The organism is Micromonospora sp. H61, assembly GCF_018070325.1.
In the GTDB taxonomy this organism is placed as follows: domain Bacteria; phylum Actinomycetota; class Actinomycetes; order Mycobacteriales; family Micromonosporaceae; genus Micromonospora; species Micromonospora salmantinae.
Map to the genome: position 1 here is coordinate 15,028 of NZ_JAGPXY010000080.1, position 12,576 is coordinate 27,603.

General features: G+C 70.3%; 9 protein-coding genes and 1 pseudogene. 2 read left to right on the forward strand and 8 right to left on the reverse strand.

The features are described from left to right. The first annotated feature begins 38 nt into the window (after window positions 1–38). A pseudogene (locus tag KBX08_RS34800) lies at window positions 39–1,597 on the forward strand (OFA family MFS transporter). Between the two features lie 86 nt (window positions 1,598–1,683). Here KBX08_RS34800 and nrfD read toward each other — a convergent pair. From nrfD to KBX08_RS28070, 5 genes are all read right to left on the reverse strand, one after another. Continuing rightward, complete coding sequence (nrfD, locus tag KBX08_RS28050) at window positions 1,684–2,649, reverse strand: NrfD/PsrC family molybdoenzyme membrane anchor subunit (RefSeq protein ID WP_210786326.1); 966 nt, start codon at window positions 2,647–2,649, stop codon at window positions 1,684–1,686. Further along, on the reverse strand, window positions 2,646–3,689 hold the full coding sequence (locus tag KBX08_RS28055; protein WP_210786327.1) for a 4Fe-4S dicluster domain-containing protein: 1,044 nt from the start codon (window positions 3,687–3,689) through the stop codon (window positions 2,646–2,648). Before KBX08_RS28055 ends, nrfD begins: the two co-directional genes overlap by 4 nt. A gap of 3 nt (window positions 3,690–3,692) precedes the next feature. Further along, the gene (gene fdh / locus KBX08_RS28060) at window positions 3,693–6,968 is read right to left on the reverse strand and encodes a formate dehydrogenase (RefSeq protein WP_210786328.1); all 3,276 of its coding nucleotides are present in this window, start codon (window positions 6,966–6,968) and stop codon (window positions 3,693–3,695) included. Between the two features lie 78 nt (window positions 6,969–7,046). Next, window positions 7,047–7,535 carry a hypothetical protein gene (locus tag KBX08_RS28065; protein ID WP_247670190.1) on the reverse strand — a complete coding sequence of 163 codons (489 nt, stop codon included), beginning with the start codon at window positions 7,533–7,535 and terminating at the stop codon, window positions 7,047–7,049. Window positions 7,536–7,606: 71 nt separating this feature from the next. After that, complete coding sequence (locus KBX08_RS28070) at window positions 7,607–8,059, reverse strand: glyoxalase/bleomycin resistance/extradiol dioxygenase family protein (RefSeq protein WP_210786329.1); 453 nt, start codon at window positions 8,057–8,059, stop codon at window positions 7,607–7,609. An 88-nt stretch (window positions 8,060–8,147) separates the two neighbouring features. Between KBX08_RS28070 and KBX08_RS28075 the strand changes: the two genes are divergently transcribed. Beyond that, window positions 8,148–9,140, forward strand: coding sequence for a hypothetical protein (locus tag KBX08_RS28075; RefSeq protein WP_210786330.1), 993 nt, complete (start codon window positions 8,148–8,150; stop codon window positions 9,138–9,140). Window positions 9,141–9,149: 9 nt separating this feature from the next. On the opposite strand, the gene KBX08_RS28080 is transcribed toward KBX08_RS28075, so the two are convergent. The 3 genes from KBX08_RS28080 to KBX08_RS28090 all read right to left on the reverse strand — a co-directional run. Then, on the reverse strand, window positions 9,150–11,027 hold the full coding sequence (locus KBX08_RS28080; RefSeq protein ID WP_210786331.1) for a hypothetical protein: 1,878 nt from the start codon (window positions 11,025–11,027) through the stop codon (window positions 9,150–9,152). Further along, window positions 11,024–11,788, reverse strand: a complete 765-nt coding sequence (locus KBX08_RS28085) for an ABC transporter ATP-binding protein (protein WP_307850671.1) — start codon at window positions 11,786–11,788, stop codon at window positions 11,024–11,026. The genes KBX08_RS28080 and KBX08_RS28085 overlap by 4 nt, the downstream gene beginning before the upstream one ends. A 104-nt stretch (window positions 11,789–11,892) precedes the next feature. Beyond that, window positions 11,893–12,576 (reverse strand): FkbM family methyltransferase (locus KBX08_RS28090; RefSeq protein ID WP_210786333.1); only part of this gene is annotated, 684 nt, incomplete at its 5' end.

Sequence of the window (12,576 nt, forward strand, 5' to 3'; positions counted from 1 at the left end):
GCGGGCCCACTCAGCCGCAGGAGGTGTGGACGATGCCGATGCTGTCGGTCTTCGATCCTCGGCACACCGTCGCTCCCCCGGGATACAGCCGCTGGCTCATCCCGACCGCGGCACTGGCCGTGCACGTCTGCATCGGCCAGGTCTACGCGACGAGCGTCTACAAGAACTCCCTCATCGCGCACTTCGACGTCAGCCAGACGGCAATCGGGGCGATCTTCAGTATCGCCATCGTCATGCTGGGCTCGTCGGCGGCGGTGGGTGGCCGTTGGGTCGAGCGGAACGGACCACGCCGGGCGATGTTCGTCTCGGCGTGCTTCTGGGCCGTCGGGTTCCTGGTCGGCGCGCTCGGCATCGCGACCCAACAACTCTGGCTGCTCTATCTCGGGTACGGCGTCATCGGCGGCATCGGGCTCGGCATCGGCTACATCTCGCCCGTCTCCACACTGATCAAGTGGTTCCCGGACCGCCCCGGCCTCGCCACCGGGCTGGCCATCATGGGGTTCGGCGGCGGCGCCCTGGTCGCCGGCCCGCTGATCGTCAACTGCTCTCCCTCTACGACTCCGGCTACAACCCCAACAACCCGGCGGCCGTGGCGTCGGGCAACGCCCTCGTGGCGCTCTTCGTCACGTTCGGCATCGGCTATTTCGTGATCATGATGTTCGGCCCGTTCAACGTCCGGGTGCCGGCGCCGGACTGGCGGCCCGCCGGATTCGACCCCGCGAGCGTCGCCGCCCGACCTCTGGTGACGACGGCGAGCGTGTCGGCGTCGAACGCCGTGCGTACCCGGTCGTTCTGGTTGTTGTGGATCGTGCTGTTCTGCAACGTCACAGCGGGCATCGGCATCCTGGAGCAGGCAAGCCCGATGATCCAGGACTTCTTCCGGGACAACGGGACCGCCACCACGGTCTCGGTGACGGCGGCGGCCGGTTTCGTGGGAGTGCTGTCGCTGTTCAACATGGCCGGGCGGTTCGTCTGGTCGACGACGTCCGACCTCATCGGCCGCAAGCCCATCTACATGGTCTACCTCGGCGTCGGCATGGTGCTGTACCTGCTGCTCGCCGTGGCCGGTCACTCCGCGACAGCGGTCTTCGTGCTGATCGCCGCCGCGATCATCTCCTTCTACGGCGGTGGCTTCGCCACCATGCCCGCCTACCTGCGTGACCTGTTCGGCACCTTCCAGGTCGGGGCCATCCACGGCCGGATCCTCACCGCCTGGTCGGCAGCGGGTGTCGCCGGCCCGCTGATCGTCAACGGGATCCTCGACACGCAGGGCAAGCCCGGCACGCTCACCGCTGCGGCATACCGGCCCGCGCTGTTCACAATGGTCGGCATCCTCGCCATCGGGTTCATCGCGAACCTGCTGGTGCGTTCCGTGCCCGAGCGGTTCCACGAACCGAACCGAGGACCGACCTCGCCCGTGGCGAAGGCCACCGTCACCGAACCGGTCGCTCTCGGGCGGGACAGCCAGCCGCCCGCGCCGCCGCGCGTCGGTAGCCAGACCGGGCGGCTCTGGTTGTCGTGGCTGCTGATCGCGGTGCTCCTCGGGTACGGCATCGTCCAGACCGCGATCACCGCCGCGAAGCTGTTCACCGGCTGACCCGCGGCGGCCCACCGCCGCCAGACCTCTTGCACCGCTTCGGAAGGCGCTCCCTTGACGGGGCGCCTTCCGTTGCGACGATCCGCTCAGAGCCGGGTCGCCGACCGCTTCTCGTCGAGCCGCTCCCGTTGTGGCACCACCGTGTACTTCGGATCGCGGGCCGACACCCGTCCCGCCTCGAAGACGCCGAACCGGGTGGCGACAGACGATGCCACGAGGGCGGCGCCGGAGATCGCCGCCAGGACCCGGCTGCGTCGGCTGACCAGCGCGGTGGCGGCACCCACGGCGAGCAGAGCGCGTCCCGCCTTGACCAGCCGGCCGCTGCGTCCGTGCGTGTAGGGCTCGCTGGTGAGGCCCTGCCGCTCCAGCTGGTGCCCTCCGCCGAACTCGATGGCCGCGGCGGCCAGGGCGAGTCGTCGCAGTGGGGCGGCCTCCGCGGCCGGTGCCGCGATCAGTCCGACCCCGGACGCGGCGGCGAGCGCGCTGCCGGCGAAGACGAACGGCAGCGACGGGTAGGCGTCGTGCCAGGACGGCACTGCAGTGTCGGCGAGCAGCACCCCGGTGTACGTGGCCAGCGCCGGCGCAGTGGCCGCGGCGGCCAGGCCGGCGACGTTGCCGATGGGCGGTGCGATCCGACGGGCGAGGCCGAGCACACCGTGCTGCGGGAGCAGCGGCGCGAGCTCGGCGACCGCTGCCACACCGGCCAGCGGGCCGAACGCGGCGAGAATCCAGGTGCCGACCGACATCGGCGAGGTCACCTTGGCCACCCGGAGCATGTGATGGAACCGGGCCGGCCGGCCGAGGTCGTGCACCAGCAGGTACGTGCTGGCGGCGACACCGCCGAGGGCCGTCCAACGGCCCACCTTGCGCAGCCCTGTTCGTCCGGTCAGTTGGGCGCCCGCGCCGATCAGCGCACTTCCGGCGGCGAGGCCTCCGGTGAACAGGTAGCCGGCGATGTCGTACTTCCACACCGGCGGCTTCAGTACCGGTCGGCCGTAGTAGGAGGCGAAGTCGGCCGGCGGCACCGTGAGCTGTTCACCGCCGCGGGTCATGGCCGCCTGCCCAGGAACGCGACCGCCGCGGCGACCGCCATCGTCATCGCCGCCAGGCCGGCACGCCTCCACATGGCCGGCAGGTCGCGGGTGGTCACAATCGGGTCCGGTGGCAGGCCGTACACCTCCGGCTCGTCGAGCAGCAGGAAGAACGCACCATCACCACCGACGCCGTCGTTCGGGTCGTGCCCGTACAACCGCGCCTCCGGCACGCCCCGCTCATGCAGCTTCGCCACCCGCGCGGCGGCCCGCTCCCGCAACTCGTCCAGTTCCCCGTACTGGATCGACTCCGTCGGACACGCCTGGGCACACGCCGGCGTCATCCCCACCCCGAGCCGGTCGTAGCACAGCGTGCACTTCCACGCCCGACCGTCGTCCTTGCGTTGATCGATGACGCCGTACGGGCAGGCGGAGATGCAGTAACCGCAGCCGTTGCAGATGTCCTCCTGCACCACCACTGTGCCGAACTCCGTCCGGAACAGGGAACCTGTCGGGCAGACATCCAGGCAGGCCGCGTGGGTGCAGTGCTTGCACACGTCCGACATCATCAGCCAGCGGAAATCCGTCCGTCCCTCCGCGCCCGAGCCCCTTCCCGGCGGCTGCGCGCCCGGCATCCCCAGAAACTCCGGGCCGCCCGACATGCGGGCCGCCACGGCGGGCGAGCCCGTGTCGAGGCCGGGGTCCGTTCCGGTGTCGGTGCTGGTACGCGCGCCGGCCGCCGCCGTCACCGGGCTGATCGCCGGCCCGTCCGGGTCCCCCGCGAACGCCGGAGTCGCCCAGCCGGCCGAACGGGGCTGCTCCACGAACGCGACGTGTCGCCACGAGTTCGCGGTCAGCGCGCCCGTGTTGTCGTACGACATGCCCAGCAGGTCGAGCCCACTCTCGGGGACGCCGTTCCACTCCTTGCAGGCCACCTCGCACGCTTTGCAGCCGATGCAGACGCTGGTGTCGGTGAAGAACCCCATCCGCGGTGGCGGGTTCTCGTAGCCGGCGTCCGGCGCGGGGTCCAGCGGCCCGTACAGGGCGTTGGCGTGGGGCATCGGTCAGGCCTCCTGGTCGCTGCTGCTGTCGGCGACGTCGGTCGTGACCATCGGCGGGTAACGGTGGACGAGGTTCCCCGACCGCCGCCGGTAGTCGACGACGAGGTCCACCAGGTCCTGTCCTCTGGGGCGTCGTCCGGGCCGGACGTCGCACGTGCCGACCTTGCTCTCCTGAATCAGGACGTTGGGGTCGAGGGTGATGCCGAACAGGTCGTTGGCCGAATCGCCGGTCACCAGACCCTCGTAGCCGAAGTGGTACGGCAGCCAGACCTGGTGGATGATCCGGCCATCCACTCGCAGCGGCGTCACGCGGTCGGTCACCAGCACCTTCGCCTCGACTGCCGCCCGGCTGGTGACCAGGTGGGCCCAGCCCAGGTGACTCAACCCTCGCAGGGCCGCCAACTCCGGCGACACCTCGACGAACATCTCGGGCTGCAGCTCGGCCAGCGGTGACACCGTCCGGCTCATCCCACCGGCGGTGTGGTGCTCGGTGAGCCGGCTGACAGTGAACACGTACGGGAACACCTGGCTGTGCTCCTGCGGCGGGCTCGGGTTGAGCGTGTTGATCGGGTGGGTGTAGACCTTGCGGGTCGGGTTGGCCTGCTGTCGGTAGAGCGGGTTGCGCACCGGCGACTCGACCGGCTCGTAGTGGGTGGGCATCGGTCCGTCGAGCACGCCCGTGGGCGCGTACAGCCAGCCCTTGCCGTCGCCCTGGAGGATGAACGGGTCGTCGCCGGCGATTCCCGCCACACCCGAGGCGTCGTGCGCCGGTCGGTAGGACGGCGGTTTGGTCTTTTCGAAGTCCGGCACGTCGTAGCCGGTCCACTCGCTCTTGTCCGCGTCCCACCAGACGTAGCGTTTGCGCTCACTCCACGGGTTGCCGTCCGGGTCCGCGGAGGCACGGTTGTAGAGGATGCGCCGGTTCGCCGGCCACGCCCAACCCCACTCGGGCGCCACCAGGGACTGCTCCGAGCCGGGTTTGCGGCGGGCCGCCTGGTTGACGCCGTCGGCGTACACGCCGGTGTAGATCCAGCAACCGCCGACTGTGGAGCCGTCGTCCTTCATCTCGGTGAACGACGCCAGCGGCCGGCCGGTCGCCACGTCGTACCCGTTGATCTCGCGCAGCACCGCCTCGGCGCTCGGCTCGTCGGTAGGGCCGTGCGTGGGGTAGTCCCAGGCGAGGTCGAGCAGCGCACGGTCGCGCGGCTTCGTCGACGTCGCCAGCCGTTCCCGGATGACGCGACCGAGGTGGTAGAAGAACCAGAGTTCGGAACGGGCGTCGCCTGGCGGCTCGACGGCCTTCTCCCGCCACTGCAACAGCCGTTGGGTCTGGGTGAAGGTGCCCTCCTTCTCCACGTGGGAGGCGGCCGGCAGGAAGAACACCTCGGTGCGGCACCGCTCGGGCGCGATCTCGCCGGTCTCGATCTCCGGCGCGTTCTGCCAGAACGTGGCGCTTTCGATCATGAAGAGGTCCCGGACGACGAGCCAGTCGAGGTTGGCCATGCCGAGCCGCTGCGCCCGGCCGTGCGCCGAACCGACCGCCGGGTTCTGCCCGAGCAGGAAATAGCCCTTGAGCTTGCCGTCGATCATGTCGAGCACCTGCTGGTAGGTGCCGTGGTCGCCGGTCATCCGCGGCAGGTACCCGTAGCAGTAGTCGTTGTCGGCGGTTGCCGCATCGCCCCAGTACGCCTTGAGCAGGTTGACGCCGTAGGTGCGGGCGTTGCCCCAGAAGCCCTTCTGCCCGGGGTGCGCGATGCTGTCCACCCACTCGTCCAGGGTCGGGTGATTGGCGTGGTGCGGCATCGGCAGGTAGCCCGGAAGCAGGTTGAACAGCGTCGGGATGTCGGTGGACCCCTGGATGCTGGCGTGCCCGCGCAGGGCCATCACCCCGCCACCCGGGCGGCCCACGTTGCCCAGCAGGAGCTGGATGATCGCGCCGGTGCGGATGTATTGCACGCCGACGCTGTGCTGCGTCCAGCCCACCGAGTAGACGAGCATGCCGGTCCGGTCCCGGCCGGAGTTCTCCGTCCACGCCCGAGCCAGTTCGAAGAACTTCTCCTGCGGGATGCCGCAGACCCGTTCCACCATCTCCGGGGTGTAGCGGGCGAAGTGCCGCTTGAGGATCTGGTAGACGCAGCGCGGGTGCTGCAACGTCTCGTCCCGTTCGGTCTCGCCGCCGACGGGCGCGCCGTGTGACTCGTTCTCCAGCCCGGCCGCCGTCTCCCGCTGTGTCTCGCTGTCGCGGGTCGTCTGGTTCTGTGAGTGGCCCTGGTAGCGCCAACTGGCCTGGTCGTAGGTGGCGTTGTCGTCGTTGAAGCCGGAGAAGAGGCCGTGGATGTCCTCGGTGTCGGCGTACTCCTCGGTCACGATGGTCGCGGCGTTGGTGTAGGCGACGACGTACTCCCGGAAGTCCAGCTCGTTGTCGAGGATGTAGCGCACCACCCCGCCGAGCAGCGCGATGTCGGTGCCCGCCCGGATCGGCAGGTACGAGTCAGCCAGCGCGCTGGTGCGGGTGAACCGCGGGTCGACGTGGAAGACCTTCGCCCCCCGACGTTTGGCCTCCATCACCCACTGGAAGCCCACCGGGTGTGCCTCGGCCATGTTCGAACCCTGGATGACGATGACGTCGGAGTTCGACAGGTCCTGCTGGTACTGGGTGGCGCCGCCACGACCGAAGCTGGTCCCCAGACCGGGGACGGTGGCGGAGTGTCAAATACGGGCCTGGTTCTCGATCTGGAGCGCCCCCATCGCGGTGAACAACTTCTTGATGAGGTAGTTCTCCTCGTTGTCCAGCGTCGCCCCACCCAGACTGGAGATACCCAGCGTCCGGTTGAGCGGTCGACCCTCGGCGTCGACGTCCTCCCAGGTCTCGTCCCGGGCGGCCAGGACCCGATCGGCGATCATGTTCAGCGCCGTGTCGAGGTCGAGGTCCTCCCACTCGGTGCCGTACGGCCGGCGGTAGCGGACCGTGGTCTGCCGTAGCGGGCTGGTGACCAGGCTCTTGCTCGCCGAACCCTTCGGGCAGAGCCGACCCCGCGAGATCGGGCTGTCCGGATCACCCTCGATCTGACTGACCCGCCCGTCCTTCACGAACACCCGCTGACCACAACCCACAGCGCAGTACGGGCAGACCGAACGGGCCACCGAATCGGCGGTATCGGTGCGGGCGGTGAGCGCACGGGACCCGTCGGACTTCGCCGCGGCGCCCCGGCCCAGCGGGTCCGTGCCGGTGAGCTGGCGATAGACCGGCCAGCCCTCGAACCAGCTGCGCACCCCCATCGCCGCACCTTCCCCACCAATACCGCCAAATATGAACACTCTGACGTTAGATGAGGTGCCGGCCCGGTCGCAGCGAGATCACCAACAGTCATGCCTACCCCAGCTCTTCGCTGCGGGCCGGGAGAGGCATGGAGTACGACGCTGGTCAGTGCGGTTGCAGCTGGCCGATGTGCTGATGTGCTGATCGCTGAAGCTCCGGTAGCGGCGCAGCTCCCAGAACAACCAGCCGATGCTGATGATCGCCAACACGACGAAGACCAGCGAACCGGAGAACGTGTCCCACAGGGTGTGCAGGACGACGACACCCAGGAACGTGCCGATGAACCCGAAGAGCCGAGCGACGCTCGGGCTCGCCAGCAACGCCCAGAGCGCACCGGCGGTCAGCCCGGTCCGGGCCTGCGCGAACGTCAGGAACGTCAACGGCACCAACGTCGCCCCGAGCAGGATCAACGCCGGTACGAAGTTCGGATTCTTGGTGCTGACCAGGGTCCGCAGCACCGCCAGAGAAAGGATCAGCCCGATGACGAGCACCCCGACCCACGCCCACCGGCGCCAACGATCACCCATACCGCGCAGTTTGGCGGACCAAGGTTACGAACCCCAGCCACGGCGCCCAGGTAGCCGAGCCCACGCCCCGATCAGCGTGGGAACGGGCTTAGGGGTGACCTGTCGCCTACGGACCACTTGTGACCGGACGGGTCCGTAAAGCCGCCTTGACGGTGCGTCCCCCAGGGCATGTGGTGATCTTCGATTCCCGCTCCGGCGATAGCGCCCGCGGCGACGGCGCGCTCGATGAAGATGTCGGGATCGTCGGAGAACACCTCGATGCGGGTGCTTGTGACCCCCGTCTGGCCGGGACTGGTCTCTGTGCGGTTCTCGGGATTGACCTGATGGAGGAAGAAGGCGGCGCCACTGATCTCAAGGCCGGCCACGCCACCAAGGTTCCAGAGTTCTGTCGCGCCCAACGCGGTCTTGTACCAGGCAACCGCAGCGTCTGCATCTTCGACAATCAGCATCACAGAGATCACTGGTGGCGAAGCTGACACCGTGTCGCCGGACGAGGCGGACGGATCTTTCAGCTCCTCAGTCATGTCCACAGCATGCCGGACAGCATCCACTCCCATGGCTACGACCCAACGAGTACCGCCACGGCTTCTCGTCGTGCGTAGGCTCGCGGCTGTGCGCCCGTTGCTGATCGCCGAGACAGTGGTGACGCCGCCGACCTTCGTCGAGTGGCTGACCGACACGGGGCTACTGGCGTGGAGCCATCGTTCGCTGCGCGTGTCGCACTCGGACCTGACGGTCGCGCTGGCGTGGGCGTCCTCCGACGCTGACCCGATCCTGGCCGTCGGTGTGGCTCCGGACCGGTCGCGGTTCGCGCTCGTGGGACCTCGACAGGTGCAGGTTCGCAGCGCCGACGGCCGCGTCCGGTGGACAGTCGAGCACGGCAGGGTCTTGTCGACAGGTTGGCCACGGCCGAGCTGTCACCTGGCCGGGGACGACCTTCTCTGGCTGTTTCTGCCCGACGGTGCCGGCGACCAACTCGTCGTGTTGGACACGTCCGGAGGCGGCACCGAGGTGGGCCGGCGCCCCCTTCAGACAGCTGAAGGCTCCGCCACCTTCGTCCTGGACGCCAATCGACAGCACGTCGGGCTGCACATCGCGGTGGGACCGGAAACCTGCCTCAGTTATCGCTGGACGACGGGCGATCGGCGGCTGGTCGCCGGGCAGATCCTGAACGGCTGCCTGGCCGACACGAACGCCAGCGGGAGCTTCTATCTCTCCATGCCGCACGGCAGCGGCTGGATCGCGATACGCGATGGTGCCGACGACAGTGTTCGGATAGAGCGCCGCTACGACGACATTCCGGAGTTCGGCGACTCCGACGACTACCGGATGTACGAGACCGGGGCCGTCGTATCCGGCGACTGGGTGATGGTCGGCGTCGCGACCGACCAGGGTGACGCCGAGCAGCATCTCCTGCTTTCCACCCGTACGCTGCGCCCGCAGACCGTGATGGACTACGGCATCGACATGCCCCAGAACTCGATCCTGTCCGCCGGTGGACACGGACGGTGGATGACGCATGACGCCCGCCTCGGGGTGGTCCGCCTCTGGCAACTGCGGGAGCCACACACGGACGAGGTCGAGGGCCAGCTCGGGCTGTGGTAGAGCTGTGGCTCAGGAGCCGCCGGGTTGCGGTCGGCGATCCCACAGCACCAGGCCGGTGAGCAGCATCGCGACGCCCAGGCCGACCATCGCCAACCCCATGGCCGTGTGCGCGCTCCCGCTCAGGTGACCGGCCACGATCCACCCGCTGTCGATTCCGAACGCCAACGGCATCAACCCCTGCGGGATCACCGGGATCCACCCGACCGTCAGCAACCCCAGCGCCCAGGCGGTCGACGTGTTCTCCCGACACCACTGCAGGTCCCAGGTCAGCGGGAGCACCGTCTCCGGAGGCCGGCTCCGCTGACCTGCCGCGGCGAGCACCGTCGTGCCGCGCCGGGCGAGCCGCTCGTCGGCCAACCACACGCCACCCCACCAGGCTGCGGCGCCTCCGAGCAGCCCGACCAGCGGCAACAGCGGCGCCACCTCCGACGGGCCCCAGATCACCAGGGCGAGCACCGGCGCGGTGGCGAGCAGCCCAGCCGCGGTGGCGACCAGCACACTGACGATGTCGGTCGGGTTGTCGGCCGCGGTCGGATGCCGCGGGTCGGCCACCGGGCGTACGCGCAGCAGCGACACCCACACCGGCACCGACGCGCCCGCGCCGAGCAGAGCCGGCAGGGTGGAGAGCGCGGCCAGCGGGTCGACGTCGGGCGCGAGGATGACACCGGCGACGGCGAGCAGCACCCCGATCGGGGTGACCAGCACCAGCCAGGCCAGGGCCCGGCCCCGGACCTCGGCCCGTTCGCCGCCGGGCGTGGTGAGCGGCAGCCACAACGCGGTGCCGTCCAGCCCGACCAGCCCGGCCGACATCGCCGCCACGCCGAGCACAGCGAGCGGCCCGGCCCACGGCAGCAGCAGGTCCACGTCGGACAGCAGCGGCAGCCCGGCGAGCAGCGCCGCGTACACCACGGCGAACGCCAGATACTGCAACCGCAACGGATGCCGCGTCCAGGCACGCAGCTCACGGCCGACGACCGCCCGCGTCGCGGCCGGCACCCACGCCCGCCAGCCGCGCTGCGCCTGCCCATCTTCGGCCGGTGACGCCGCCGTGGTTCCGCGCCGCGCGGCCAGATCGTCGCCGCCGCGCCGCACGAGCGGGAGCGCTGTGGTCCGGCGCGGCCGGAACGGCACGCCCGTGGCGATCACCCTTCGGACGAGCATGATGTACGCGGCGGCGCAGAGCGCCACGATGCCCACCAGGGTCGCCGTCAGGCGCGCCCCCTGCCCGGTTGGCCCGGTCACGGCGGAGAGCGGCCAGGCGCTCGGCACGTACGCCATGGCCCGGACCACCTCCTCCGGCGCTGCCACGAGCAGGACCGACACCCACGGGAAGACCGCCCAGAGCGACCCGGCGACACCCATCGCCGTACCGGTGAAGACGCCGGTGAGCAGCGCCCCGGCCGGACCGCCGGCGTGGCCGACGACCTCGAGCGCGATCGCCGAGCCGATCAGCCCGAGCAGCCAGAGCAGCACCGCGCCGCCGGCGGTGACGAGGACCGCGACGGCGCCGTACCGGGCGGCGTGCACCGGCAGCGCGGCGAGTGCCACCAGCGAGACGGCCGGGCCGACTGCGGCCGGGATCCCGCCGATCGGCTCCAGCCGCAGGTGGGCCGGGCGGACCCGGCCGCGCCCGCCACCGAGCAGCAGCGGCAACACGATCCAGCCGAGGACCCACGCCCCGGCGAGCAGGCCGAGGGTGTGCTGGTCGCCGCGGAGCGCGTACCGGATCAACCAGGCGGCGGCGAGCAGACCGACCAGGCCGGCCACTGTGGGCCCGGGGTGCTCGCGCAGCGAGCGACGCAGCATCGTGGCGCGCATCCGGGCCGGCACCGCGATCGCGCCGAGGGTGCCGCCCAGCCGGCCGGGGGCGCTCAGTTCGGTGCTCATCGTGCCCCGGTCAGCCAGGCCAGACCGGCGCTGCCGGAGGCTTCGGCGCCGACCAACTCGACGAACCGGTCCTCCAGGCTGCGGCCGGCGGCGACCTCGGCGACCGACCCGGCGGCGACCACCCGGCCCTGATGGATCACGGTGACCTCGTCGCACATCTGCTCGACGAGCAGCATCGAGTGGGTGGACAGCACGCAGGTGCCGCCGCCGGCCACGAACCGGCGCAGCACCTGGCGGATGGTGGCCGTGGAGACCGGGTCGACCGCCTCGAACGGTTCGTCGAGCACGAGCAGCCGGGGCGCGTGCAGCAGCGCCTGGGCGAGGCCGAGCTTCTTGCGGGTGCCGGTGGAGCAGTCGGCCAGCGGGGTGCCGGCGCCCTTGGTCAGGCCGAGCACGTCGATCAGTTCGGCGGCACGGTCGGTGGCAGTGGCGCGGGGCAGCCCGCGCAGGCCGGCGCTGTAGCGCAGCAGTTCGGCACCGGTGAGGCGTTCGGGGAAGTCGAGGCCGTCGGGCAGCACGCCGGTCAGCGCGCGGGTCTGGCGGCGGTCGCGCAGCGCGTCGTGGCCGAGGATCCGGATCTGCCCGGAGTCCGGGGTGACCAGGCCGACGGCCATCCCGATGGTGGTGGACTTGCCGGCGCCGTTGGGCCCGACAATGCCGTGGAAGGTGCCGGGGTGGACGGTCAGATCGATGCCGTCCACCGCGCGATGCGCCGCGAAGGTCTTGACCAGGCCACGGATTTCGAGTGCCGGGGGGATCACGCGCCGAGCATAGGTGACCTTGTCAGGCGGCGCGGCCCGTCGCTCGACGGTCATCTGATCGTCGGGCCCGGCCCCGTTCACCGTGGCGGTGACCAGTGCTCAGGTCAGCCGTCGGTGGTGGCCGCCAGGGTTCCGGACACGCAGTACACGTCGCCGGAGTTCGCGGCGTGCGGCAGGTCGTGCAGGTGCGTCGCCAGGTCGGTCGCGGACATCCACCGTCGGAACGTCATCGACTTGTCGTCGCCCACTGCGACGTCGAAGCCGTCGAAGCCCAGCGCGGTCAGGCGATCGAGACACCGGTCGGCGACCGCACGGGCGATGGTGGTGAACTCGAACGACAAGGCGGGCAGTGGGCGGCTCAGGCCGGCCAGCACCTCGTCCTCGAAACCCTCAACGTCGATTTTGGTGAAGGTCGGCACGCCGTACGTCTCGATCAGCGCGTCGACGGTGACCACCGGGACCTCGATGTCGGTGTCCCACACCTGGCCCTCCCACCCGCCCGCGCCCCTCGCCGCGCGGACGAAGTCCGGTGAGGCGGTCGAGACGGTGGGGTTGGCGGAGTTGACGTGCAACCGGGTGCGCCCAGGGAGCGCGCCACACGCCGCGTCGACAAGGGTCACCTGGTCGTCGTCGCCGTAGATCGCCCGCAGGACGCGCAGACACAGTGGCTGCGGTTCCACAGCGACGACCCGGGCACCGAGGCGACGGAAGCTGGCGATGTGGTCGCCCACGTGGGAGCCGATGTCGAAGACGAGGTCCCCGCCGCCGACGAAGCGGGAGTAGAAGGC

What these genes read in the sequence shown, in the direction of transcription:
- KBX08_RS28065 (WP_247670190.1), bottom strand. Translation starts at nt 7,535, where the DNA reads ATGGGTGATCGTTGGCGCCGGTGGGCGTGGGTCGGGGTGCTCGTCATC.
- KBX08_RS28080 (WP_210786331.1), bottom strand. Translation starts at nt 11,027, where the DNA reads ATGAGCACCGAACTGAGCGCCCCCGGCCGGCTGGGCGGCACCCTCGGC.
- KBX08_RS28070 (WP_210786329.1), bottom strand. Translation starts at nt 8,059, where the DNA reads ATGACTGAGGAGCTGAAAGATCCGTCCGCCTCGTCCGGCGACACGGTG.
- nrfD (WP_210786326.1), bottom strand. Translation starts at nt 2,649, where the DNA reads ATGACCCGCGGCGGTGAACAGCTCACGGTGCCGCCGGCCGACTTCGCC.
- KBX08_RS28055 (WP_210786327.1), bottom strand. Translation starts at nt 3,689, where the DNA reads ATGCCCCACGCCAACGCCCTGTACGGGCCGCTGGACCCCGCGCCGGAC.